Source organism: Polaromonas sp. OV174 (genome assembly GCF_900112285.1).
GTDB lineage: Bacteria > Pseudomonadota > Gammaproteobacteria > Burkholderiales > Burkholderiaceae_C > Polaromonas.
The window spans coordinates 1-22,316 of sequence record NZ_FOKZ01000015.1 but is presented as its reverse complement, the minus strand read 5'-3'; the positions used below and the strand labels follow the sequence as shown (position 1 = coordinate 22,316).

The 22,316-nt window shown below is 62.7% G+C and carries 21 protein-coding genes; 7 read left to right on the top strand and 14 right to left on the bottom strand.

All coding sequences use genetic code 11. From position 1 onward, the window contains the following. Window positions 1-3 precede the first annotated feature (3 nt). From phoU to pstS, 5 genes are all read right to left on the bottom strand, one after another. Window positions 4-705 carry a phosphate signaling complex protein PhoU gene (phoU, locus tag BM160_RS14075; protein ID WP_092006639.1) on the bottom strand — a complete coding sequence of 234 codons (702 nt, stop codon included), beginning with the start codon at window positions 703-705 and terminating at the stop codon, window positions 4-6. A gap of 20 nt (window positions 706-725) precedes the next feature. After that, window positions 726-1,505, bottom strand: a complete 780-nt coding sequence (gene pstB / locus BM160_RS14070; protein ID WP_092006847.1) for a phosphate ABC transporter ATP-binding protein PstB — start codon at window positions 1,503-1,505, stop codon at window positions 726-728. Between the two features lie 40 nt (window positions 1,506-1,545). After that, the gene (gene pstA / locus BM160_RS14065) at window positions 1,546-2,406 is read right to left on the bottom strand and encodes a phosphate ABC transporter permease PstA (RefSeq protein ID WP_092006636.1); all 861 of its coding nucleotides are present in this window, start codon (window positions 2,404-2,406) and stop codon (window positions 1,546-1,548) included. Further along, a complete protein-coding gene (gene pstC / locus BM160_RS14060; RefSeq protein WP_092006633.1) occupies window positions 2,403-3,365 on the bottom strand; it encodes a phosphate ABC transporter permease PstC in 963 nt (320 codons plus the stop codon). The genes pstA and pstC overlap by 4 nt, the downstream gene beginning before the upstream one ends. A gap of 146 nt (window positions 3,366-3,511) precedes the next feature. After that, window positions 3,512-4,555 carry a phosphate ABC transporter substrate-binding protein PstS gene (gene pstS / locus BM160_RS14055; RefSeq protein ID WP_092006630.1) on the bottom strand — a complete coding sequence of 348 codons (1,044 nt, stop codon included), beginning with the start codon at window positions 4,553-4,555 and terminating at the stop codon, window positions 3,512-3,514. A 326-nt stretch (window positions 4,556-4,881) separates the two neighbouring features. On the opposite strand from pstS, the gene BM160_RS14050 reads away from it, so the two are divergent. Together BM160_RS14050 and ppx are read left to right on the top strand one after the other, a co-directional pair. Next, window positions 4,882-6,012 (top strand): ABC transporter substrate-binding protein, encoded by a 1,131-nt coding sequence (locus tag BM160_RS14050; RefSeq protein ID WP_092006627.1) that lies wholly within the window; start codon window positions 4,882-4,884, stop codon window positions 6,010-6,012. 68 nt (window positions 6,013-6,080) lie between these two features. Continuing rightward, complete coding sequence (gene ppx / locus BM160_RS14045; protein ID WP_092006623.1) at window positions 6,081-7,580, top strand: exopolyphosphatase; 1,500 nt, start codon at window positions 6,081-6,083, stop codon at window positions 7,578-7,580. Window positions 7,581-7,583: 3 nt separating this feature from the next. On the opposite strand, the gene BM160_RS14040 is transcribed toward ppx, so the two are convergent. The 6 genes from BM160_RS14040 to arsC (BM160_RS14015) form a co-directional block, all read right to left on the bottom strand. Then, the gene (locus tag BM160_RS14040; RefSeq protein WP_092006620.1) at window positions 7,584-8,057 is read right to left on the bottom strand and encodes a SixA phosphatase family protein; all 474 of its coding nucleotides are present in this window, start codon (window positions 8,055-8,057) and stop codon (window positions 7,584-7,586) included. Window positions 8,058-8,060: 3 nt separating this feature from the next. Then, window positions 8,061-10,163, bottom strand: a complete 2,103-nt coding sequence (gene ppk1, locus BM160_RS14035) for a polyphosphate kinase 1 (protein WP_092006617.1) — start codon at window positions 10,161-10,163, stop codon at window positions 8,061-8,063. Window positions 10,164-10,254: 91 nt separating this feature from the next. Further along, window positions 10,255-11,115 (bottom strand): GNAT family N-acetyltransferase, encoded by an 861-nt coding sequence (locus BM160_RS14030; protein ID WP_092006614.1) that lies wholly within the window; start codon window positions 11,113-11,115, stop codon window positions 10,255-10,257. Window positions 11,116-11,234: 119 nt separating this feature from the next. Then, window positions 11,235-11,483 carry a hypothetical protein gene (locus BM160_RS14025; protein ID WP_177219029.1) on the bottom strand — a complete coding sequence of 83 codons (249 nt, stop codon included), beginning with the start codon at window positions 11,481-11,483 and terminating at the stop codon, window positions 11,235-11,237. A gap of 200 nt (window positions 11,484-11,683) precedes the next feature. Further along, window positions 11,684-12,424: an arsenical resistance protein ArsH gene (gene arsH / locus BM160_RS14020; RefSeq protein WP_255368895.1), complete on the bottom strand. Its 741-nt coding sequence runs from the start codon at window positions 12,422-12,424 to the stop codon at window positions 11,684-11,686. Beyond that, window positions 12,402-12,833, bottom strand: coding sequence for an arsenate reductase (glutaredoxin) (arsC, locus tag BM160_RS14015; RefSeq protein ID WP_092006608.1), 432 nt, complete (start codon window positions 12,831-12,833; stop codon window positions 12,402-12,404). Before arsC (BM160_RS14015) ends, arsH begins: the two co-directional genes overlap by 23 nt. Before the next feature lie 54 nt (window positions 12,834-12,887). Between arsC (BM160_RS14015) and BM160_RS14010 the strand changes: the two genes are divergently transcribed. Then, window positions 12,888-13,229, top strand: a complete 342-nt coding sequence (locus tag BM160_RS14010) for an ArsR/SmtB family transcription factor (protein ID WP_177219028.1) — start codon at window positions 12,888-12,890, stop codon at window positions 13,227-13,229. A gap of 144 nt (window positions 13,230-13,373) precedes the next feature. After that, on the top strand, window positions 13,374-14,663 hold the full coding sequence (locus tag BM160_RS14005) for an arsenic transporter (protein WP_092006606.1): 1,290 nt from the start codon (window positions 13,374-13,376) through the stop codon (window positions 14,661-14,663). Between the two features lie 99 nt (window positions 14,664-14,762). Here BM160_RS14005 and arsC (BM160_RS14000) read toward each other — a convergent pair whose 3' ends face one another. The 3 genes from arsC (BM160_RS14000) to BM160_RS13990 all read right to left on the bottom strand — a co-directional run bounded on the left by arsC (BM160_RS14000) (window position 14,763) and on the right by BM160_RS13990 (window position 16,216). Further along, on the bottom strand, window positions 14,763-15,194 hold the full coding sequence (gene arsC, locus BM160_RS14000) for an arsenate reductase (glutaredoxin) (protein ID WP_092006604.1): 432 nt from the start codon (window positions 15,192-15,194) through the stop codon (window positions 14,763-14,765). 144 nt (window positions 15,195-15,338) lie between these two features. Further along, window positions 15,339-15,656, bottom strand: a complete 318-nt coding sequence (locus BM160_RS13995; protein ID WP_092006601.1) for a YnfA family protein — start codon at window positions 15,654-15,656, stop codon at window positions 15,339-15,341. Window positions 15,657-15,712: 56 nt separating this feature from the next. Continuing rightward, the gene (locus BM160_RS13990; RefSeq protein ID WP_092006598.1) at window positions 15,713-16,216 is read right to left on the bottom strand and encodes a GNAT family N-acetyltransferase; all 504 of its coding nucleotides are present in this window, start codon (window positions 16,214-16,216) and stop codon (window positions 15,713-15,715) included. A gap of 340 nt (window positions 16,217-16,556) precedes the next feature. Between BM160_RS13990 and BM160_RS13985 the strand changes: the two genes are divergently transcribed. The 3 genes from BM160_RS13985 to BM160_RS13975 form a co-directional block, all read left to right on the top strand. Continuing rightward, window positions 16,557-17,912: an efflux RND transporter periplasmic adaptor subunit gene (locus BM160_RS13985; RefSeq protein ID WP_092006595.1), complete on the top strand. Its 1,356-nt coding sequence runs from the start codon at window positions 16,557-16,559 to the stop codon at window positions 17,910-17,912. Window positions 17,913-18,240: 328 nt separating this feature from the next. After that, window positions 18,241-21,333, top strand: a complete 3,093-nt coding sequence (locus tag BM160_RS13980) for an efflux RND transporter permease subunit (protein WP_092006592.1) — start codon at window positions 18,241-18,243, stop codon at window positions 21,331-21,333. Window positions 21,334-22,061: 728 nt separating this feature from the next. After that, window positions 22,062-22,316 (top strand): helix-turn-helix domain-containing protein (locus BM160_RS13975; RefSeq protein ID WP_143093264.1); only part of this gene is annotated, 255 nt, incomplete at its 3' end.

Here is a 22,316-nt window from a genome sequence, read left to right as displayed (position 1 = left end):
CCATCACTTGACGGCGGATTCAATCTGTTCCATGGGGCTGTGCCGGACGTCCGCACCCTTGACGATGTAGATGATGAATTCGGCGATGTTCTTGGCATGGTCGCCCACCCGTTCGATCGCCTTGGCGACAAACAGCAGGTCCAGGCTGGCCGAGATGGTGCGCGGATCTTCCATCATGTAGGTGATGAGCTTGCGCACAAAACCATCGAACTCCTGGTCGATCAGGTCGTCTTCCTTGAGGATGGACACTGCCGCGGCCGTGTCCAGGCGGGCAAAGGCATCGAGCGCCTTGCGCAGCAAGCCGGACGCCAGTTCGGCCGCCACACGCAGGTCGGACGAGGGCAACGCCCGGGCCGAACCGCTTTCTATGATGGACTTGACCATGCGGGCGATTTTTTCGGCCTCGTCACCGGCACGCTCCAGATTGGCCGTGGTCTTTGAAATGGCGATCAGCAGGCGCAAATCGCGCGCCGTGGGCTGGCGCCGTGCAATGATGGAAGACAGCTCGCGGTCAATGTCGATTTCCATGGTGTTGACACGCTTCTCGGTCTCTATCACCTGGTCGGCGCTTTCGGCGCTGAACTGCGACAGGGCGTAAATCGCCAGCCGGATCTGGGACTCCACCAGACCGCCCAGCTCCATCACGCGGGAGGAAACGCCATTGAGTTCGCTATCGAACTGGGTGGACAAATGTTTATCAAGCATGTTTTATTCCTCTCTCAAGGTCAGCCGAAACGGCCGGTAATGTAGTCTTCAGTCTCTTTGCGCTTGGGCTTGAAAAACAGGTCTTCGGTTGCGCCAAACTCCACCAGGTCACCCAGATACATGTAAGCGGTGTAATCGCTGCAACGGGCGGCCTGCTGCATGTTGTGCGTCACGATCACCACCGTGTAGTCATTCTTCAGCTCGGCAATCAATTCCTCGACCTTGGCCGTGGAAATCGGGTCCAGCGCCGAACAGGGCTCATCGAGCAACAGCACTTCCGGCTTGATGGCGATGCCGCGGGCAATGCACAGGCGCTGCTGCTGGCCGCCGGACAGGCTGGAGCCACTTTGCCTGAGTTTGTCCTTCACCTCGTTCCAGAGGGCGGCCTTGCGCAGCGCCCACTCGACCCGCTCCTCCATGTCGGAGGCGTCCAGGCTTTCGAACAGCTTGACGCCAAAAGCGATGTTGTCGTAAATCGACATGGGAAAGGGCGTGGGCTTTTGAAACACCATGCCGACCTTGGCGCGTATCAGCGCCACGTCTTCCCTGGAGGTGAGCAGGTTCTGGCCATCGAGCATCACCTCGCCTTCGGCGCGTTGCTCGGGGTAGAGCTCAAACATGCGGTTGAAAACGCGCAGCAAGGTCGATTTACCGCAACCCGAGGGGCCGATAAAGGCAGTGACCTTGTTCTCGGGAATTTCCAGATTGATGCCCTTGAGGGCATGAAATTTGCCGTAGTAAAAGTCGAGATTCTTCACCGACATTTTCGATTTTTCGCGTGGCACCGTTTGAGCGTCCATCATTAACCTTGTCTTGTTAGAGAGTTGAGCCGCCAGGCGCTCAGTGTTTGTTGCGCGTCAGCACGCGCGCCAGAATGTTCAGGCCCAGCACCGCCACCGTGATGATGAACACGCCGGCCCAGGCCAGTTGCTGCCAGTTTTCATAAGGGCTCATGGCGAACTTGAAGATGGTCACCGGCAAGCTGGCCATGGGCTGGCTCAGGTTGGAGGTCCAGAACTGGTTGTTCAAGGCCGTGAACAGCAACGGCGCCGTTTCACCGGCAATGCGCGCCACCGCCAGCAAAATGCCGGTCACCACGCCGGAGCGGGCGGCTTTCAGCGTGATACGGGTAATCACCTTCCACTTGGGCGCGCCCAGCGCATAGGCTGCCTCACGCAGGCCGGGCGGCACCAGCTGCAGCATGTTTTCCGTGGTGCGTATGACCACCGGAATCACGATCAGGGCCAGGGCGATCACGCCGGCCCAGCCCGAGAAAGAGTGAAAGCGCGACACCACCACGGCATAGACAAACAGCCCGATGACGATGGACGGCGCCGACAGCAAGATGTCATTGACGAAGCGGGTCACCGAGGCCAGAGCGCCCTTGGTGTTGTACTCGGCCAGGTAAATGCCGGCCATGATGCCTATGGGCGTGCCGACAAAAGTGGCCAGCAGCACCATCAAAAACGAGCCATACAGCGCATTGGCAATACCGCCGGCCTCATTGGGCGCCGGCGTCATCTCGGTGAAGGTCGCCAGCGTGATGCCGCCTATACCCAGGCGCACGGTTTCCCAGAGAATCCAGAACAGCCAGAACAGGCCAAAAGACATGGCCGCCAGCGACAACACCAGCGCCACCCGGTTGATCCGTTGGCGACGGGCAAACTTGGCCAGCCGCGCATTTTGCATCAGCGCGCTCATGTTTTCGCTCCTTCATTTTTGCGCAATTGCGCCAGCAAGAGCTTGGACAGCGAAAGCACCACAAAAGTGATGAAAAACAGCACCAGCCCGAGGTAAATCAGCGCCGCCTGATGCAGGCCGTCGGCCGCCTCGGCGAACTCGTTGGCCAGCGCCGAAGTGATGCTGTTGGCCGCCTGGAACAGGCTCAGGGAGTCGAGCTGGTTGAAGTTGCCGATGACAAAGGTCACCGCCATGGTTTCGCCCAAAGCGCGGCCCAGGCCCAGCATGATGCCGCCCATCACACCGGCCTTGGTATAAGGCAAGACCACCTTGGAAACCACCTCCCAGGTGGTGGCGCCCAGGCCGTAGGCCGACTCCTTCAGCAACACCGGCGTGACCTCGAACACGTCGCGCATCACCGAGGCAATAAAGGGAATGATCATGATGGCCAGGATGATGCCGGCCGACAAAATACCGATGCCGACAGGCGGCCCGGAAAACAGCGCCCCCAGATAGGGAACGCCACCAAAAAGGTTCTGCAGCGGCTGCTGCACATAGGTGGCCAGGAGGGGACCAAACACCAACAGGCCCCACATGCCATAGACGATGGAGGGCACGGCGGCGAGCAGCTCTATGGCCGTGCCCAGCGGCCGTTTCAGCCAGGCCGGCGACAGCTCGGTCAGAAACAGCGCAATGCCAAAGCTGACCGGCACAGCGATCAGCAGGGCAATGAAAGAAGTGGCGAGCGTGCCATAAATCATCACCAGCCCGCCGTACTCGTTCTTCACCGGGTCCCAGACGCTGCTGGTCAAAAAGCCCAGCCCGTACTTGCTGATGGCCGGCCAGGCGCCAATCACCAGGGAAACCAGAATGCCTATCAGCAGGCTTAAGGTCAGCAAGGCCGCAGCCAGCGCGGCCCAGCCGAACAGACGATCAGCAAGCGGACTACGCCGCACAGGTTTGGGAGGAGGATTGCTCATGTCACGTCCGGTGGTTTTTGCCGGAAATTCCAAAGCGTCCCGGCCTGCCGGAAGTGTAGAGGACACAGATCTGATCCCTATGATTTAAGACGGCTGCCACGCAGGACCGAAGCCCTTGCGTGGTTTGCTTTTGCTGGCTTTACTTTTTACTTGTAAGCGACGGCTTTGCCCGAACCGTCCTTGATCTCGCCCCAGGACTTCTCGATGATGGTCTTCACGCTGGCGGGCATGGGCACATAGTCCAGGTCATCGGCCACCTTGTCGCCATTTTTAAAGACCCACTCAAAGAACTTCAGTGACACGGCGGCCTGGGCTGGCTTGCCCTGTGACTTCTGCATCAGGATAAAGGTCGCGCCGGTGATGGGCCAGGAATCCTTGCCTGGCTGCTCGGTCAGGATCTGGTAGAAGCTCTTGTTCCACTCGGCACCTGCGGCGGCGGCCTTGAAGGCATTGTCATCGGGCGAAACGAAGTTGCCGGCAGCGTTTTTCAGCTGAGCGTAGGTCATCTTGTTCTGCTTGACGTAGGCATATTCCACATAGCCGATCGAGTTGGGCAGGCGGCCCACGAAGGCGGCCACGCCCTCATTGCCCTTGCCACCGGCGCCCACCGGCCAGTTCACCGCCGTGCCTTCGCCGACCTTGCTCTTCCACTCTGGATTGGCTTTGCTCAGGTAGTTGGTGAAGATGAAGCTGGTGCCTGAGCCGTCGGCACGGCGCACCGGCGCAATCGCGGCGTCCGGCAGTGGCAGCGTGGGGTTCAGCGCCTTGATGGCCGGATCAGTCCACTTGGTGATCTTGCCCAGGTAGATGTCGCCCAGCACCGGGCCGCTCAGCTTGAGCTGGCCGGCGGCGATGCCCTTGATATTGACAACGGGAACCACGCCGCCCACCACCGTTGGAAACTGCATCAGGCCTTTTTTGGCCAGTTCTTCATCGCTCAGCGGCGCGTCCGAGGCACCGAAGTCCACCGTCTTGGCCTCAATCTGGCGCAAGCCGGCACCCGAGCCCACCGACTGGTAATTGATCTTGACGCCGGTGGCCTTGTTGTAGTCAGCGGCCCACTTGGAATACAAGGGCGCCGGAAAGCTGGCGCCGGCACCGGTCACATCCTGCGCTGCCGACAGCGTGGCCATCGACATCAGGGCAACACCCATCACTGCGGTCATGGAAGCTTTGTAATTCAGTTTCATCAGAGTACCTCGTTGATTAAGAGTGGAGATGTGCCAACTGTAGAAAGCTTGTGTGACACAAATATGACAGAAGCCCCGACGCCAAACGGGTTTGTCATCAACGGGGGCGCTTCGCCGAGACATCCGGATTTCGTCACAAATCCGTCATGAAGCCGACCTACGCTTAAAGCCTGTCCCGGCCCGCCCACTCAGGCGCTGGCCTAAGCCACCGATATCGGCTTTTATTTTAGCGTTTTAGCCCTCCAGCCCATATCTGACGGGCGCAAACAGCTATTTTTTTGATAGCAAACAACCCATGGCGGGCGGCCATCGCCCGAAGCCCAAACATGTCATTACAAAATCCTGCTTTCAACCGCCGCCAATGGCTGCAAGGGGCCAGCCTGCTGACGGCAGCGGCTACCGCGCCAAGCTGGGCCCAGCCCGGCAAATCAATCACCGTGGCGCAACCGGTGGACTTTTCCCAGGCCCAGCAGGACGTGTCCAAGGATTTTCTGATCGGCTCGCGCGCCGCCTGGCAAGACATCAACTCGCGCGGTGGCATACGCGGGCGGCAGGTGACGCACCTGGCGCTGGAAACCGACGGCTCGCCGGCCAGCTTGCGCAGCGCCCTGGATTCGATCAAGGACAACCCCGCCTGCCTGGCGCTGTCGGGCAGCGTCGGCGACCAACTCGCCAGCCAGCTGGCCGCCCTGTCGCGCCAAGGCAGCCTGAACATCGTGCATGCCGCGCCCTGGCTGCAAAACGCCAGCCTGGAAGTCGACGACAAGACCTTTCCCATCTTCGCCGCACGCCAGGAGCAAATTACCCATGCGCTGAAAACCCTGTCGGTCATGGGCATGAAAGCCCTGGGCGCGATCTATGCCACGCCCCAGCACCAAAGCGCCTACCACCAAGAGGTCGAGCGCATTGCGGCCGACATGCAGCTGCAACTGCAGTCCTTCCAGGGCGCCGGCGACTTGCGCCTGCTGGGCCAGAAGCTGACGCCGGCCACGCCCGCCGTGCTGCTGTTTGTCGGCGGCACGCCCGAGCTGGCCGCCTTTACCCAAGGCCTGGAAAAGCAGGCGCGCCAGCGCTACGTCGTGGCCCTGGCCGACGTCAACCTGAGCACCCTGCTGCAAATGGGCGCGGCACGCAGCACGCCGGTGATCGCCACCCAGCCGGTGCCGCTGGTCAACGCCAGCCTGCCCATAGTGCGCGCCTACCGCGACACGCTGGCGCGCCTGTTTGACGAACCGCCCACCCCGCTCAGCCTGGCCGGCTTCATTGCCGCCCGCTACACCTATGAGGTGCTCAAGGATATCGACGGCGCGCTGACGCGCCAGAGCGTCCTGGCGGCGTTTCAGCGCCGTGCCGGCCTGGACCTGGGCGGCTTTCGCGTCAGCTTCAACCCCCGGCGCCGCAGCAGCGCCTATGTAACGCAAAGCATGATGACGCCGGATGGCCGGCTGATTGGCTAAAGCCAGCGCCGGCGCGGCTATGGCACGCATGCCAAATGCTATGCTGAGCCTTCACAAGAAACCCTGACATGCAAAACGGAACGCTGCTCGCGGCTGTGGACTTGGGCTCCAACAGCTTTCGCCTTGAAATTGGCCGCCTTGACCATGGTCGCATACACCGCACCGAATACCTCAAGGAAACCGTCCGCCAGGGCAACGGGCTGGATGCCGAGCGCAATCTCACGCCGGAAGCCATGCAGCGCGGCTGGGACTGTCTGGCCCGCTTCGGCGAGCGGCTGGCCGGTTTCCCCAAAAAACAGGTCAGAGCGGTGGCCACCCAAACCTTGCGCGAAGCGCAAAATCGCGAGGAATTTCTGGCCCAGGCCAACAAAATCCTGGGCTTTCCGATTGACGTGATTTCCGGTCGCGAAGAAGCCCGGCTGATTTATCAGGGTGTGGCCCAGTTGCTGCCGCAGTCTAACGAACGCCGGCTGGTGGTGGACATAGGCGGACGCTCCACCGAAATGATTCTGGGCAAGGGCCTTGAAGCGCAGACCATGGAGTCCTACAACGTCGGCAGCGTGACCTGGTCGATGAAGTATTTTGCCTACGGGCAGTTCAGCGCCCACGCTTTCGAAATGGCCGAAATCGCCGCCAAGGCGGTGCTCGACGAGGCCTTTGATACCTACCGCGCTGGCCAGTGGGATGCCGCTTACGGCTCGTCCGGCACCATAGGCGCCGTCGGCGACGTGCTGGCGGCTGCCGGCTGGCCGCCCGGCGCCGTCACCCGCGCGGGACTGGACTGGCTGCTGGAGCGCCTGCTCAAGGCGCAAAGCGCCGAACGACTGAAGATCGACGGCATGAAGGAAGACCGGCGCGCCGTCATAGGCGGTGGCGTCAGCGTGCTGCGGGCGGTGTTTGACCTGCTGGGCATAGAGCGCATTGAAGCGGCGCAAGGCGCGTTACGCCACGGCGTGCTCTATGACCTGCTGGATCGCGAACATGAGCAGACCGATTTGCGTTCCACCACGGTGCAGCGCCTGACGGCCAAATTCAATGCCGATGCGGCGCAAGCCCAGCGTGTCAGCAAGGTCGCGCAGCAGCTGTTTGTGATGGCGCGCGTCGGCATGCCCCGCCTTGAGTCGAGCCGGCTGCAGCGCAAACTCGATTGGGCCGCGCAACTCCATGAAATTGGCTGCCAGATTTCACACAGCGACTATCACAAGCATGGAGCCTATATTCTGGACAATGCCGATGCGCCCGGCTTCGCCCAGCCCGAGCTGCACCGGCTCAGCCTGCTGGTGCTGGGGCAGCGCGGCAAACTACGCAAGCTGGAAGCCGACTTCGCCGACCGCGAGCTGATCCAGCAACTGCTTTGCCTGCGCTTGGCCATCATCTTGTGCCACGCCAGGCGCGAGCCCGAGCTCAAGGGCCTGCAGCTGGAGTCCGGTGCCGAACCGGCGCTGTTTTTTGTCCTGAACTGCCGCAGCGGCTGGGCCCAGGCCTATCCGCAGTCGGCCTATCTGCTGCAGGAAGAAGTGCTGGCCTGGCAAAAAACCCCCTGGACCCTGGCGCTGGCCGGGCTCTGAAACTCACAATACTTCAGGCGACTGCACCGTCACCACGACGGTCTTGCTGTGGCCCTCGCGGTCCCGGCTGCGCAGCCACCACAACGAGCCTTTTTTGACCGGGCAATCGCTGTCTTGCAAGCCCAGCAACTGGGCAATGGTCTGCCCCAGCGTCGGCTGGTGGCCTACCAGCAGAATCAGCGATTTTCCCTGCGGCCATTGCACCAGCTCCAGCAACTGCGCCGCACTGGCACCGGGGGCCAGTTCCGGCTTGATCTTGTATTTGCGCCCCAGCGCCAGCGCCGTCTGCTCGCAGCGCCTGGCCGGACTCACCAGAATGCGCGCCCCTTCGGGCAGTTGCCGGTCCAGCCAGCCGGCCATGCGCAGCGCCTGTTTCTCGCCGCGCGAGGTCAGTGGCCGCAACAGATCAAGCTCGCCATGCTCATCGCCGCCACTCGCCTCTTCGGCTTCGGCATGGCGCCACAAAATCAGGTCCATGATTTAGCCCTCTCCTTGCGTGGGGGACTGAATGGCCGAATAGCGTGCCATCAGCGCCGCCTGCGCCCCGTGGCGCTGCGCCGGGTCGGCCGGATTCGCCCGCACATAGCTGCCGTCGGGCTGCATGTCCCAGGCATCGGTCCCATCGTGCAGATAGGCGACCAGGCACTCATCAATGATGCGCTGACGCAGCACCGGGTCGGTCACCGGCCAGGCCAGCTCGATGCGGCGCAGCATGTTGCGGTTCATCCAGTCGGCGCTGGACAAATATAGGCTTTCTTCCTCGGCCTGACGGAAATAAAACACCCGCGTATGTTCCAGAAAGCGGCCAATCACCGAGCGCACGCGGATGTTGTCGGTGATGCCAGGCACCTGCGCCGGCAGCATGCAGGCACCGCGCACGATCAGGTCAATCTTCACGCCACACTGCCCGGCCCTGACCAAGGCCCGCATCAGGTCTTCGTCGGTCAGCGAATTCATCTTGGCCACGATACGCGTGTCCTTGCCCTGCAGGGCGGCCTGGCCCAGCGCATCGATTTTCTCCAGCAGCTTGCGCTGCAGCTGAAACGGCGCCAGCAGCAAATGGTTCAATTTCGGCAAGCGGCTCTGGCTGGCCAGATGGACAAACACATTGTCGATGTCCGAGGTCAGCAAGGGATCGGCCGTCAGGTAGCTGACATCGGTATACAAGCGGGCCGTGGCTGGGTTGTAGTTGCCGGTGGACAGGTGAGCGTAGCGCTTGAGATGCCGGCCCTCGCGCCGGGTCACCAGCAGCATCTTGGCGTGGGTCTTGAGCCCCAGCACGCCGTAGACCACCTGGGCGCCTATCGACTCCAGCATTTCGGCCCAGTTGATGTTGGCTTCCTCATCAAAACGCGCCTTCAACTCCACCACCACGGTGACTTCCTTGCCACGCCGCACGGCCTCCCGCAGCAGCACCATGAGCTCGGAATTGGTGCCGGTGCGGTAAATGGTTTGCCGTATCGCCAGCACTTGCGGGTCGTTGACCGCCTCGCGCAAAAAGGCCAGCACGCCGTCAAAGCTTTCAAAGGGCTGATGGATGGAGACATCGCCCTGCTTGAGGCGTTCGAAAAAGGATTGACCGGGCGTGAGCTGCGTCGGATAGCAGGCACTGTAGTGTGGAAACAGCAGCTTGGGGTCGTTGACCAGATCGACCAACTGGTTGAGCCGCACCAGGTTGACCGGGCCATGAACGCGGTACATGGCCAGCGCCGGCAGCCCGAACTGCTTGAGCAGAAAGCCGGCCAGGTAGTCGGAACAGCTGGCCGACACCTCCAGCCGCACCGCCTGGCCATAGTGGCGCTGCTCCAGACCCAGGCGCAGGGCGGTCCGCAGGTTTTTCACGTCGTCTTCATCGACCGCCAGATCCGAATGCCGGGTCAGGCGAAACTGCGAGAACTGCTCCACCTTGCGCCCGCTGAACAGCTCGGCCAGATGGGCCCGAATGACGCTGGACAGCGACACGAAGAGCCGGCGCTTGTCACTGCCATGGCTTGGCATGCGTATCAGGCGCGGCAAGACCCGTGGCACCTTGACGATGGCAATGTCGTTTTCGCGGCCAAAAGCATCCTGACCACCCAGGCGGACGATGAAGTTGAGCGACTTGTTGGCGACCTGGGGAAAGGGGTGGGAGGGATCCAGTCCGACCGGAATCAGCAGCGGCCGCACCTCGCGCTCGAAATAATCCCTGACCCAGCGCCGCTGGGCCGCATCGCGCTCACCGTGAGAAAGAATCCGTATGCCATGCGCCGCAAACGCCGGCAGCAGCTCATCGTTGTAAAGCGCGTACTGGCGCGCCACCAACTCGTGCACCGTGACCGACAGCGCCTTATAGGACTGGGCCGTGTACAGGCCTTTTTGCTCGCTGGCTTCGGCCGCGGTCAGGTGGGGTGCGCTGCGCACCTCAAAAAACTCGTCAAGATTGGACGACACGATGCACAGGAAACGCAGGCGCTCCAGCAGCGGCACCCCGGCCCGCGTGGCCCAGTCCAGCACCCGCTCGTTAAAGGCAAGCAGGCTGTGATCTCGGTCCAGAAACTGGACCGGCGGCGCGGCCGCGGCCACCGAGGCGGGTGTAGTGGGCATTAACAAGATCGTAGCCTTGCGGTCAAAGGAATGCTCAAGTGTTTGTCAGCTATATGACAAGGGTGTGACAGTGCCTTGCAGATGCCCCTGATCAGGTCTGTGCCGGGTTGGCGGAGAAATGTTTCAGATAGCGCGGCGGCAAATCCCGGATGCGCATCATCATGGGCAGATCGGCCGAGTTGAAATCCGGATCCCAGGCCGGCGCACCGAGCACCTTGGCGCCCAGGCGCAAATAGCCCTTGATCAGCGCTGGCGCTTCCACCGCCAGCGAATCGTCGAGCTGCTCCACCGGCAAGGCCAGGCGCGGCGTGACGCGGTACTCGATGGGCGCCAGATGGGTTTGCCGCAGCTGGCGCCAGATGCTGGCCGCCGCGTGGCCGCCAGACACGCCTTGGTGCTGCATGGGAATGCTGGCGCAGCCAATCATGGTGTCGAGCTGGTTGCGCGTCATGAACTCGGCCAGCGCCCCCCACAAGGCCAGAATCACGCCGCCGTGCCGGTGCTCGGCATGCACGCAGCTGCGGCCCAGCTCGACCATGCGCTCGCGCAAGCTGCGCAGCCGGGTCAGATCAAATTCGGTGTCGCTATAGGTGCTGCCGACGCGCCTGGCCTGGGTTGGCGTGAGCACGCGATAAGTGCCAATCACCTCCTGGCTGGCCAGGTCGCGCACCAGCAAGTGCTCGCAAAAATCATCAAACAGGTCGATGTCATGGCCGGCCAGGGTTTTCGGTAGCCTGGCCCCCATTTCCAGCGCAAACACCTGGTACCTCAGGCGCTGCGCCTGCCTGACCTCGTCCTGGTGCCTGGCCCAGCCGACCGAGATTTTCCCCACGGCAGCCCCCACGGCATGGGTGGCAGAAGCTGAACCGACTGCATGAGAGCTTTGATGAAGTGACCCCCGTGGCATCGCGACCGGCGACAGGGCGAAGGTGGGGTTGGGCAATTCTTTCATGGCAAGTCCTTGTTGTGTGCGGGTCTCGACACGCGGCGCCACGCCGAAGCACGCGCCGCAATGGGGTCGTATGGGGTCGTAAAAAAGCCCCGTTGCAGGGGCTCAAAAAGTGTTGTTTCTCAATCGGCGCTGACCGCCAAGGCGGCGCTTGCGCCCCGGCCAGACACCGGCAAAGCAGCGCCCAGCCCGACCAGCCAGGGTCGGGTGCCAGCCTTGAAGCGCAGGCCGCCCGGGCTGCTGGCCATGGCCTGCGCCGTGCAGCGCAGTATGCGCAGGCGCTGCCGCTCAAGATCTTGCATGACGGCGCTGGCGGCATGACCCAGGCCTGCGCCAGGCTGGTGTCGCTCGGTTGCTGAGTTCAAATTCATTCCCATTGCATGCTCCATGGTGTAGCTCATGGGAGGAATTCTGAAAGCCTGTGGTGACGGCCTCGTGTCAGTTCAATGGCAGTTGTGTGACAGCCGCCAGGCGGGTCCGACGGGCCACAGAATTGCTATCAAAATAGAAGCCTCCTGCGCCCGCCTCTATTGCGCTAGAGGCCTAAAAGGCTTAAAAATTCGGGATAGCGCTACAGTGCGCGCTGATTCACGCGTTTGGACAGCGCCTCGGCACTCTCCTTGCGCTCGCTGTAGCGGTTCACCAGCTGGGGCGAAACGTCACGCGTCAGCAAGGTGAACTTCAGCAGCTCTTCCATCACGTCGACCACCCGGTCGTAATAGGCCGAGGGATGCATGCGGCCGGCCTCGTCAAACTCCTGAAAAGCCTTGGCCACCGACGACTGGTTGGGAATCGTCAGCATGCGCATCCAGCGGCCCAGCACCCGCATCTGGTTGACGGCATTAAAAGACTGCGAGCCGCCCGAGACCTGCATCACGGCCAGCGTTTTGCCCTGGGTCGGGCGCACGGCGCCATCGGCCAGCGGAATCCAGTCGATTTGCGCTTTCATGATGCCGGTCATGGCGCCGTGACGTTCGGGTGAGGTCCAGACCATGCCTTCGGCCCATTGCGCCAGTTGCCGCAGCTGCTGCACTTTAGGATGCGAATCCGGCGCGTCATCGGGCAAAGGCAGGCCGCTGGGGTCAAAGGTCCGGGTCTCGGCACCCATGGCGCGCAGCAAGCGTGCGGCCTCCTCGCTGACCAGCCGGCTATAGGAGCGCTCGCGCACCGAGCCATAGAGCAGCAGGATGCGCGGCGCGTGCGTGCTGGGCGTGGCGCTCTTCAGCGCTGCGCTGGTCGGCGCGGCAAATAGCGCCGGATCGATGTTGGGAAGCTCTGCAGCCAGACGATCAGCGACCAGCAACACGCTCACCCCGCTCGTTGATCACCATTTCGCCATCTTCCTTGGCAAAGGCGGCGCGCTGCGGCGAAGGCAGGATATCGAGCACCGCTTCCGAGGGGCGGCACAGGCGCGTGCCCAGCGGGGTCACCACGATGGGCCGGTTGATCAGAATGGGATGGGCCAGCATGGCATCGATCAGCGCGTCGTCGCTGAGCGCCGGGTTGTCCAGCTGGAGCTCCTCATAAAGCTTTTCCTTGCGCCGCATCATCTCGCGCACCGGCAGCGCCATCTGGGCAATCAGCGCCTGCAGGGTTTCCCGGCTGGGCGGCGCGAGCAGGTATTCAATCACCTCGGGCTCGGCACCGGTATTGCGGATCAGCGCCAAGGTGTTGCGCGAGGTGCCGCAGCGCGGGTTGTGATAAATCGTGATGTCAGACATCGGTTCTTCCTTGTTGGAATTGCATTGATTCGATAGTTCAATTATATTTGAACTATGGAAATTAAATCTCTGGATGAAAATTTGGCCCTCAAAGCCCTCGCCGCGCTGGCGCAGGCTCAGCGCCTGCGCACCTTCCGCGCCTTGGTGGTCGCCGGACCCGATGGACTGACGCCGGGCGCGATTGCCGAACAACTGGTCGTGGCCCCCAGTGCGCTGTCATTTCACCTGAAAGAGCTGACCTATTCAGGCCTGGTCAGCAGCGAGCCACGCGGCCGCAACCTGATTTACCGCGCCAATTTTGACCAGATGAACGCCCTGCTGGGCTACCTGACCGAGCATTGCTGTCAGGGCGGCGCCTGCGAAGTGGCCGGCGACGCCGGCTGCACCACCTGTTGATCGACCCGCCACGAGAACAGCTGGAGCGGGCGACGGCGCAACAAGCCGCGCGCGATCTGGCCCGTTCATAAGCCCGACCGGAGCCGGACTGGCGCTGGCTACCGGCCTCCTGACGACTCACCACCTAGAAAAAGAAGAACCCACGTGTTTGTTGCCCTGCTGATTTTTCTCTTCACCATCGTTCTTGTGATCTGGCAGCCACGCGGGCTGGGCATAGGCTGGAGCGCGATGTTGGGCGCCGTGCTCGCCCTGCTCTGCGGCGTCGTCCAGCTCGGCGATATTCTCACCGTCTGGCAGATTGTCTGGAACGCAACGGCCACCTTCATTGCCGTCATCATCATCAGCCTGCTGCTGGACGAGGCCGGTTTTTTCGAATGGGCAGCATTGCATGTCGCGCGCTGGGGCCGTGGCAACGGCAAGGCCTTGTTCGCGCTGATCGTGCTGCTGGGCGCGGCTGTCGCCGCCCTGTTCGCCAACGACGGCGCGGCGCTGATCCTCACACCCATCGTGATGGCCATGCTGCTGGCGCTGGGGTTCAGCCCGGCCGCAACACTGGCGTTTGTGATGGCGGCGGGCTTCATTGCCGACGCGGCCAGCCTGCCGCTGGTCGTCTCCAACCTGGTCAACATCGTGTCGGCCGATTTTTTCAAGCTCGGTTTCAAGGACTATGCCGTGGTCATGATCCCGGTGACCGTCGTCGCCATCATCTCCGCGCTGGCCATGCTGCTCATTTACTTTCGCAAGAGCATTCCGGCGCGCTATGACGCCAGCCAGCTCAAACCAGCCACGCATGCGATTCGCGATGCGGCCACTTTCCGCATGGGCTGGGTGGTGCTGACGCTGTTGCTGGCCGGCTTCTTCGGCCTGGAGCCTCTGGGCGTGCCTGTCAGCGCCACTGCGGCCGCAGGTGCGTTGCTGCTGCTCGCCGTGGCGGCGCGCGGACACATCATCAGCACGCGCAAGGTGTTGCGGGAAGCGCCCTGGCAAATTGTCATTTTCTCGCTGGGCATGTACCTCGTGGTTTATGGGCTGCGCAATCAGGGGCTCACCGGCTACATCGCCCGATTGCTGGAGTACTTCGCCCAAGGCGGCATATGGGGCGCTGCTTTCGGCACGGGGTTTCTCACCGCGCTGATGTCTTCGGTGATGAACAACATGCCGACGGTGCTGGTGGGCGCGCTTTCCATTGAGGCCAGCAACGCAACGGGAGCGGTCAAGGAGGCCATGATTTATGCCAACGTGATCGGCAGCGACCTGGGCCCCAAGATCACCCCCATCGGCTCATTGGCCACGCTGCTGTGGCTGCATGTGCTGGCGCGCAAGGGCATGAACATCACCTGGGGCTACTACTTCAAGGTCGGTGTGGTGCTGACCGTCCCGGTGCTGTTCGTGACGCTGGCAGCGCTGGCTTTGCGCCTGAGCCTGACCGGATGAAGGTAAAAAGCATGGCTTCACTCCCCTGTTTTTCAGCACTGCGCTGCCAGGCGCGTCAACAACGCCGGATTGATGTTCAGAAGTTCTGTAATCAGGCTATCAGCGGCCAACCACACGCTCACCCCGCTCGTTGATGACTATTTCGCCATCTTCCTTGGCGAAGGCGCCGCGCTGCGGCAAGGGCAGGATATCCAGCACCCCTTCGGCCGGGCGGCACAGGCGCGTGCCCAGCGGGGTCACCACGATGGGCCGGTTGATTAGTATGGGATGGGCCAGCATGGCATCGATCAGCGCGTCGTCGCTGAGCGCCGGGTTGTCCAGCTGAAGCTCCTCATAAAGCGCTTCCTTGCGCCGCATCATCTCGCGCACCGGCATCGCCATCTGGGCAATCAGCGCCTGCAGCGTTTCCCGGCTGGGCGGCGTGAGCAGGTATTCAATCACCTCGGGCTCGGCGCCGGTATTGCGTATCAGCCCCAAGGTGTTGCGCGAGAAGCCGCAGCGGGGGTTGTGATAAATCGTGATGTTGGACATGCGGGTGACTCCTTCTTAGAAATGGATAAAAACGCCAGCCATTGTGGCGATGCTTGCTTCGGCCTCGCTGCTGATGCTGTGGTGAGCTACTGAAGTCTCAGTGCCATTTTGGCCGCTAGCTGACCTGTGAGCGCTGCCAGGCGTTTACTTCGGCTGGTAAATGATCAGCGCCATGCCGGCCAGACTCAAGGCCACGCCCGCCGCATCCCAGGCGGTCGGCCGCACCCCGTCCACCGCCCACAACCAGGCCAGCGCCACGCTGATGTAAACCCCGCCATAAGCGGCATAGACCCGGCCGGCCGCTGTGTCGTGCAGCGTCAGCAGCCAGGCAAACAAGGCCAGGCTGAGCGCCGCGGGCAGCAGCAGCCAGATGGAAGCGCGTTTGACCAGCCAGAGATAAGGCAAATAGCAGCCCACAATTTCAGCCAGAGCCGTGGCCACGAAGAGAAAAAAGGTTTTCATCGGCGCCCGCCCAAACCGCTAAAAAGCAAGCCGCAAACGGCGGGCAGAGAGCGCACTCAGGCCAGCCACTTTTGGAAAAACTGCGCCGACCCCATGGCCGGATCCAGCTGGTAGCCGGCAAAGCCCACGCGCTCGTAGAGCCGAATGGCGCTGGCATTGCCCTGCAGCACTTCCAGCGTCAGCTTGCAGGCGCCACGCTCGCGGGCGATCTGGTCTACCAGCGCCAGCATTTTTTCGCCAACGCGCTGGCCGCGGTGGCTGACCAGCACCGCCACATCATGAATATTGATCAAGGGCTTGCAGGCAAAGGTGGAAAAGCCCTCGATGCAATTGATCAGGCCCACCGGCAGATCGCCATCAAAGGCCAGCACGCTAAAGGCCTGGGGCCGCTTCGCCAGCTCAGCGACCAGATTGGCTTTGGCAAACTCGCTGAGCGGCTCGCCGCCACCGCTGGGGTCTTGCGCGTAGGCGTCTAGCAGCTGAACCAGGGCACGGGCATGCGCGGGCTGGGCGTAGTCGGCCCGGCAGATGTGCAGCGAGGAGGAAGTGGAATCGGTCACGCAGGGCTTTCTATAAAACAGAGTTGAAATTTTAACGCCTGAAATTCAAGCCTTTTGATGCCACAGACCAATCAGGACAAGCGCAATTAGCTATCAAAAATATAGCAACTACTTCTCAAGCAGCTTGCTTCGCTGCGTCGGCAAGCGCGGCGGGCGGGCGCATTGGCTTTACCGGACATTTACGCGTCGCATCCCTACCCTATACCTGCCACCCAGACCTTGCAGTGATAATTATTGAGCGCTGCTTGAGTGCCTATGGCGCCATGCGCAAGACTCAAGCCATCCAACAAGAAAAACGCCGCGTTACCCCCGTGGTCGCGGCAGGCAACCAGGACTGCTGATGGACCCGAAAGCCGACACGCCGCACGCCGGCCCCGACGCCGCCCCCCGCAAACGTATAAGCCGCCGCGCTACCGTGGTCGGCGGCCTGGTCGCGCTATTGGCGCTGGCCGGCACCGGCTGGCTGGCCTGGCGCCTGACCCACCCCACTGCCGATGCGGCCAGCACGGCGGCAGGTCCGGGCGGCCGGCGTCTGCCGGCCACCACCGTTGGCGTGGCGACGGCCCAGCAGGCCACCATTCCGGTGGTGCTGGAAGCCCTGGGCACGGTCACCCCGCAGGCCAGCGTGAAGGTGCGGCCACAGGTGTCGGGCACCATGGACAAAGTCCTCTTCAAGGAAGGTCAGATGGTGCGCGCCGGCGACCTGCTGGCCACCATAGACCCGCGCCAGTTTGAAATGGCACTGCTGCAGGCCAGCGGCCAGCGTCAGCGCGACGAAGCACAACTGAGCAGTGCCCGCGTCACCCTGCAGCGCTACCAGACCCTGCTGGCGCAGGACTCGATTGCGCGCCAGGACGTAGATACCCAGGCGGCGCTGGTCAAGCAACTCGAAGGCACCGTCGTCATCGACAAGGCCAACGAAGGCGCGGCCAAACTGAACCTGGGCTACACCAAGGTGATTGCCCCTGTCAGCGGCCGCGTCGGCCTGCGCAACGTGGACGTGGGCAATGTGGTGAGCAGCAGCGACGCCAACGGCATCGCGCTGATCACGCAGATCGCGCCCATTGATGTGGTGTTTGCCGTGCCGCAAGACCAGGCCGGCGAGCTGCAGAGAATTACCGGCAGCGGCACGGTGATGAAGGTCAGCGCCCTGGACCGGACCCGCTCGACCACGCTGGACACCGGCGTCTTTGCCTCGCTGGACAACCAGGTAGACACCACCACCGGCACGGTCAAGGCCAAGGCGCGCTTTGCCAACAGCCAGCAGGCCTTGTTCCCCAGCCAGTTTGTCAACGTGCAGTTGCTGGTCAAAAGCATTGAAAACGCCGTGGTGGTGCCGGTCACGGCCTTGCGCCATGGCAGCAACGGCGACTATGTTTATGTGGTGAATGTGGCCGAGCACACCGTCAGCCTGCGGCCGGTCACGCGCGGCCAGGCCAGCGGCGAAAAAATCGTCATCGCCACCGGCTTGCAGGCCGGCGAGCAAGTCATCACGGAAGGCGCCGACCGGCTCAAGGACGGCGCCCGCGTGGTGCTGCCGGGCGACTCCCCCACCGGCCCGGGTGCCGGTGCTGGTGCCGGCGGCAAACGCCAGCGCCCGGGCGGCAAACCGGCCGCCGCCGCATCCCAGCCGGCTTCCGGCAGCGACGCCGCCCAACCACCACAGCGCAGGGCCTCGCAAGCCCAAGCCTCATGAAGCCGCTTAGAACGTGTTTACGATCTCTACGGGGTCGCGCAAGTGACTTTTCGGGATGGGATGCAAGGCGCGGTGCGCCGCCCATAGCCCGGCTATGGGCAAGCATTGCAACGCCGCAGACCGCCCGAAAAGGCACTTGCCCTGCGGGTTGGGGTGAAATCGGGCGATTGAGCTGCCCAACCCCTTGCATGGGCACCAGCCCATGCGGCGGTGCCGGGCGGCCCACTCATCCCGATTGCACCCCAACGCGGCCCCGTAGAGATCGTAAACACGTTCTTAAAGTCAGTCCTGCTGCGGCAAGCCGGCGCGCCCCCCAGGGGGCCAAACCATGAGTCCCTCACGCCCCTTCATCATGCGGCCGGTCGCCACCTCGCTGCTGATGGTGGCGATCGTGCTAGCGGGCATGGTCGGCTTCAAGTTTTTGCCGCTGTCGGCCTTGCCGCAGGTCGACTACCCGACCATTCAGGTGCAGACGCTCTACCCCGGCGCCAGCCCCGAGGTCATGGCGCAAACCGTGACGGCGCCGCTGGAGCGCCAGTTCGGCCAGATGTCCGGCTTGAGCCGCATGAGCTCGACCAGCGCAGCCGGCGTATCCATCGTCACGCTGCAGTTTGGCCTGGGGCTGACGCTCGATGTGGCCGAGCAGGAGGTGCAGGCGGCCATCAATGCGGGCGGCTCGCTGCTGCCGGCCGACCTGCCGGCGCCACCCGTCTACGCCAAGGTGAATCCGGCCGACGCCCCGGTGTTGACGCTGGCCATCACCTCGGACACCTTGCCGCTGACCGAGGTGCAAAACATCGTCGACACCCGGCTGGCGCTGAAGATCAGCCAGGTCGATGGCGTCGGGCTGGTGTCGCTGAGCGGCGGCCAGCGGCCGGCCGTTCGCATTCAGGCCGACACCCGGGCACTGGCCACCTACGGCCTGGGCCTGGACGCGCTGCGCAGCGCCATTTCCGCCGCCAACGCCAATGGCGCCAAGGGCAGCATAGATGGCCCGACACGGGCCTATGCCATCAATTCCAACGACCAGTTGCTGGCAGCCAGCGAGTACAAAAACCTGGTCATTGCCTACCGCAACGGTGCGGCGGTGCGCGTGGCCGATGTGGCCAACGTCGTTGACAGCGCCGAGAACATCAAGCTGGGCGCCTGGTCCGGCCTGAAGCCGGCCATCATCCTCAATGTGCAGCGCCAGCCCGGCGCCAATGTGATTGCCACGGTGGACGCCATCAAGGCGCGCCTGCCCGAGCTGCAGGCCGGCCTGCCCACGGCACTCAAGGTCGACGTGCTGAGCGACCGCACCACCGGCATACGCGCCTCGGTGCTGCATGTGGAGATCGAACTGCTGCTGGCCGTGCTGCTGGTGGTGCTGGTGATCTTTGTCTTTTTGCACAGCCTGCGCGCCACCGTGATCGCCAGCCTGGCGGTGCCGATTTCCCTGATAGGCACCTGCGGCGCCATGTATCTGCTGGGCTACAGCCTGAACAACCTCAGCCTGATGGCGCTGACGATTGCCACCGGTTTCGTGGTCGACGACGCCATCGTGATGATAGAAAACATCTCGCGCTACATCGAACAGGGCGAGGAGCCCATGGCCGCCGCCATCAAGGGCGCGACGCAGATCGGCTTCACCATCATCTCGCTGACGGTCTCGCTGATTGCCGTGCTGATTCCCCTGCTCTTCATGGGCGACGTGGTGGGCCGGCTGTTCCGCGAATTCGCCGTGACGCTGGCCATCACCATCTTGATCTCGGCGGTGGTATCGCTGACCCTGGTGCCCATGATGTCGGCACGCTGGCTCAAGCACATTCCCGAAGGCCAGGGCAGCAAAACCGGCGCCAGGCTGCAGCGCTATCTGGACAGCGTGATCGCGCACTATGACCGCTGGCTGAGCTGGGTGCTCAAGCACCAGGGCACCACCTTGCTGGTGGCGCTGGCCACCTTGCTGCTGACGGTGCTGCTGTATGTGCTGATTCCCAAGGGCTTGTTCCCGACGCAGGACACCGGCCAGCTGCAGGCCCGGGTTGAAACCACCCAGTCGGTGTCTTATGCCCGCATGGCCGAGCTGCAGCAGGCGGCGGCCAAGGCCATTTTGGAAGATCCCGATGTCGAGTCCTTGAGCTCCTTCATCGGTGTCGATGCGGCCAACAACACCATGCTGCACACCGGCCGCATGCTGATCAACCTCAAACGCACGCGCACCACCAGCCAGCAGCAAACCATGGACCGGCTCAAGCAGCGCGCCAGCGAGGTCGCCGGGGTCACGCTCTACCTGCAGCCGACGCAGGATTTGACGATTGACGCCGAAACCGGGCCGACCCAGTTCCGCGTCTCGCTGGAAGGCTCGAACAATGCCGTGGTGGTGCAGTGGGCCGACAAGCTGGCGCAGCAAATGCGGCAGCGGCCCAGCCTGAGCAATGTGGCCTCCGATGCCGACGCCAAAGGGGCTTCGGCCTACATCACGATAGACCGCGACACCGCCTCAAGGCTCTCCATCACCAGCTCGTCGATTGACGACGCGCTCTACAGCGCCTTTGGCCAGCGCATCGTCTCGACGATCTTCACCGAGACCAACCAGTACCGCGTGATTCTGGAGGCCATGCCCGACCAGCTCAACACCCCGGCCGCGCTGGGCAATCTGCCGCTGAAAACCGGCTCCGGCGGCACCACCCCGCTGTCCAGCATCGCCACCATCACCGAGCAGCCCTCGCCCCTGCAAATCACCCGCGTGGCCCAGTACCCGGCCACCACCCTGGGCTTTGACACGGCGCCCGGCGTCTCGCTGGGCAAGGCGGTGGACGAGATCAAACAGGCGGCCAAGGACATAGGCCTGCCGGCCAGCGTGACCCTGACCTTTCTGGGCGCGGCCGGGGCCTACCAGGCCTCGCTGGTGAGCCAGCTCTGGCTGATTCTGGCGGCCGTGATCTGCGTCTACATCGTGCTCGGCGTGCTGTATGAAAGCTACATCCACCCGCTGACGATTCTCTCCACCCTGCCCTCGGCCGGCGTGGGCGCGCTGCTGGCGCTGATGATCAGCGGCTCGGACCTGGGGGTGATCGGCATCATAGGCATCATCTTGCTGATCGGCATCGTGAAGAAGAACGCCATCATGATGATCGACTTCGCGATCGACGCCGAGCGCCACGAAGGCAAGTCGCCACAGGACGCGATTCACCAGGCGGCGCTGCTGCGCTTTAGGCCCATCCTGATGACCACGCTGGCCGCCCTCTTTGCCGCCGTGCCGCTGATGCTGGGCTTTGGCGAAGGCGCCGAGCTGCGCCGGCCGCTGGGCATGGCGATCTTTGGCGGTCTGATCGTCAGCCAGATGCTGACGCTGTTCACCACGCCGGTGATTTATCTGGCGTTTGATAGGCTGGGGCGAAGGTTTGGGCGGAAGGAGCGGGTGGATGTTTCTGCTGCCTGATTTTTATACCATTAATCGTGGTTGCGCTTGTCCTGCTTACGGGTCTCGCTATTCAATTGGTAGCGGTTTTCGCTGCTTGCTGCTGCTGGCCGGGGGTAGCCCGGCGGCTACTCACTTTTCTTTGCTTCGCCAAAGAAAAGTAAGCAAAAGAAAGGCGACCCGGCTGTTTGGGTCCCTACGCTTCGCTTCGGGCAACCTGCGCTGCCCCGAAAAAACGGGGGTCGGCGCAAACTCGCTTCACTACGTTACGCTCAAACAGCGCGCCGCCCTGATCCCGCTTTTTCGGGGCAGCACAGGCCCAAACAGAACGGGCCCATCGGGGAATGAAAGCCGAACAGCCGAACAGCCCATCGTCAGCAACGCTATAAATTTCATAGCTTTCAGCGCATATTCCGCATACGCAAACAGCACTTTTAATGCACAAGTGCCGGTTCCTGCATCCGAATCCGTTCCCGCTCCCGCAAGTCCCGTTCTGGCTGGGCCTGTGATGACCGGCAAAAGCGGGATCAGGGCCGCGCGCTGTCTGAGCCGCAGGCGAGTTTGCGCGGCCCCCCGTTTTTGTCGGTCATCACAGGTTGCCCGTAGCGAAGCGCAGGGACCCAGACAGCCGGGTCGCCTTTTCTTTGGTGACTTTCTTTTGGCGAAGTGTATGGACCGGGGACATGGGAAACGGGTGTGCGGGGACATAGGAAACACTTCTTCAGCGCGAGTAGCGCAAGGAGAAGCCTATGGCCTGGCAACCGAAAGACCTCATGGACATCAAACGCGACTTCGTAGCACTGGCGCTGCAAGAGGGATGCAACCGGCGCGAGTTGTGCCGACGCTTTGGCATCAGCCCGAAGACCGGCTACGCGCTGTTGGCACGCCACGCGCAGGAGGGATCTGCGGCTTATATGCCCCGCTCCCGAAGACCCAAAGAAAGTCCTACACGCACCTCGCCAGAAGTAGAGAAAGCCGTGATCGATCTGCGCACCACGCATCCC

Coding starts and splice junctions, on each gene's coding strand:
- phoU (WP_092006639.1), bottom strand. CDS start 705: ATGCTTGATAAACATTTGTCCACCCAGTTCGATAGCGAACTCAATGGC.
- pstB (WP_092006847.1), bottom strand. CDS start 1,505: ATGGACGCTCAAACGGTGCCACGCGAAAAATCGAAAATGTCGGTGAAG.
- pstA (WP_092006636.1), bottom strand. CDS start 2,406: ATGAGCGCGCTGATGCAAAATGCGCGGCTGGCCAAGTTTGCCCGTCGC.
- pstC (WP_092006633.1), bottom strand. CDS start 3,365: ATGAGCAATCCTCCTCCCAAACCTGTGCGGCGTAGTCCGCTTGCTGAT.
- pstS (WP_092006630.1), bottom strand. CDS start 4,555: ATGAAACTGAATTACAAAGCTTCCATGACCGCAGTGATGGGTGTTGCC.
- BM160_RS14050 (WP_092006627.1), top strand. CDS start 4,882: ATGTCATTACAAAATCCTGCTTTCAACCGCCGCCAATGGCTGCAAGGG.
- ppx (WP_092006623.1), top strand. CDS start 6,081: ATGCAAAACGGAACGCTGCTCGCGGCTGTGGACTTGGGCTCCAACAGC.
- BM160_RS14040 (WP_092006620.1), bottom strand. CDS start 8,057: ATGGACCTGATTTTGTGGCGCCATGCCGAAGCCGAAGAGGCGAGTGGC.
- ppk1 (WP_092006617.1), bottom strand. CDS start 10,163: ATGCCCACTACACCCGCCTCGGTGGCCGCGGCCGCGCCGCCGGTCCAG.
- BM160_RS14030 (WP_092006614.1), bottom strand. CDS start 11,115: ATGAAAGAATTGCCCAACCCCACCTTCGCCCTGTCGCCGGTCGCGATG.
- BM160_RS14025 (WP_177219029.1), bottom strand. CDS start 11,483: ATGAATTTGAACTCAGCAACCGAGCGACACCAGCCTGGCGCAGGCCTG.
- arsC (WP_092006608.1), bottom strand. CDS start 12,833: ATGTCTGACATCACGATTTATCACAACCCGCGCTGCGGCACCTCGCGC.
- BM160_RS14010 (WP_177219028.1), top strand. CDS start 12,888: ATGGAAATTAAATCTCTGGATGAAAATTTGGCCCTCAAAGCCCTCGCC.
- arsC (WP_092006604.1), bottom strand. CDS start 15,194: ATGTCCAACATCACGATTTATCACAACCCCCGCTGCGGCTTCTCGCGC.
- BM160_RS13995 (WP_092006601.1), bottom strand. CDS start 15,656: ATGAAAACCTTTTTTCTCTTCGTGGCCACGGCTCTGGCTGAAATTGTG.
- BM160_RS13985 (WP_092006595.1), top strand. CDS start 16,557: ATGGACCCGAAAGCCGACACGCCGCACGCCGGCCCCGACGCCGCCCCC.
- BM160_RS13980 (WP_092006592.1), top strand. CDS start 18,241: ATGAGTCCCTCACGCCCCTTCATCATGCGGCCGGTCGCCACCTCGCTG.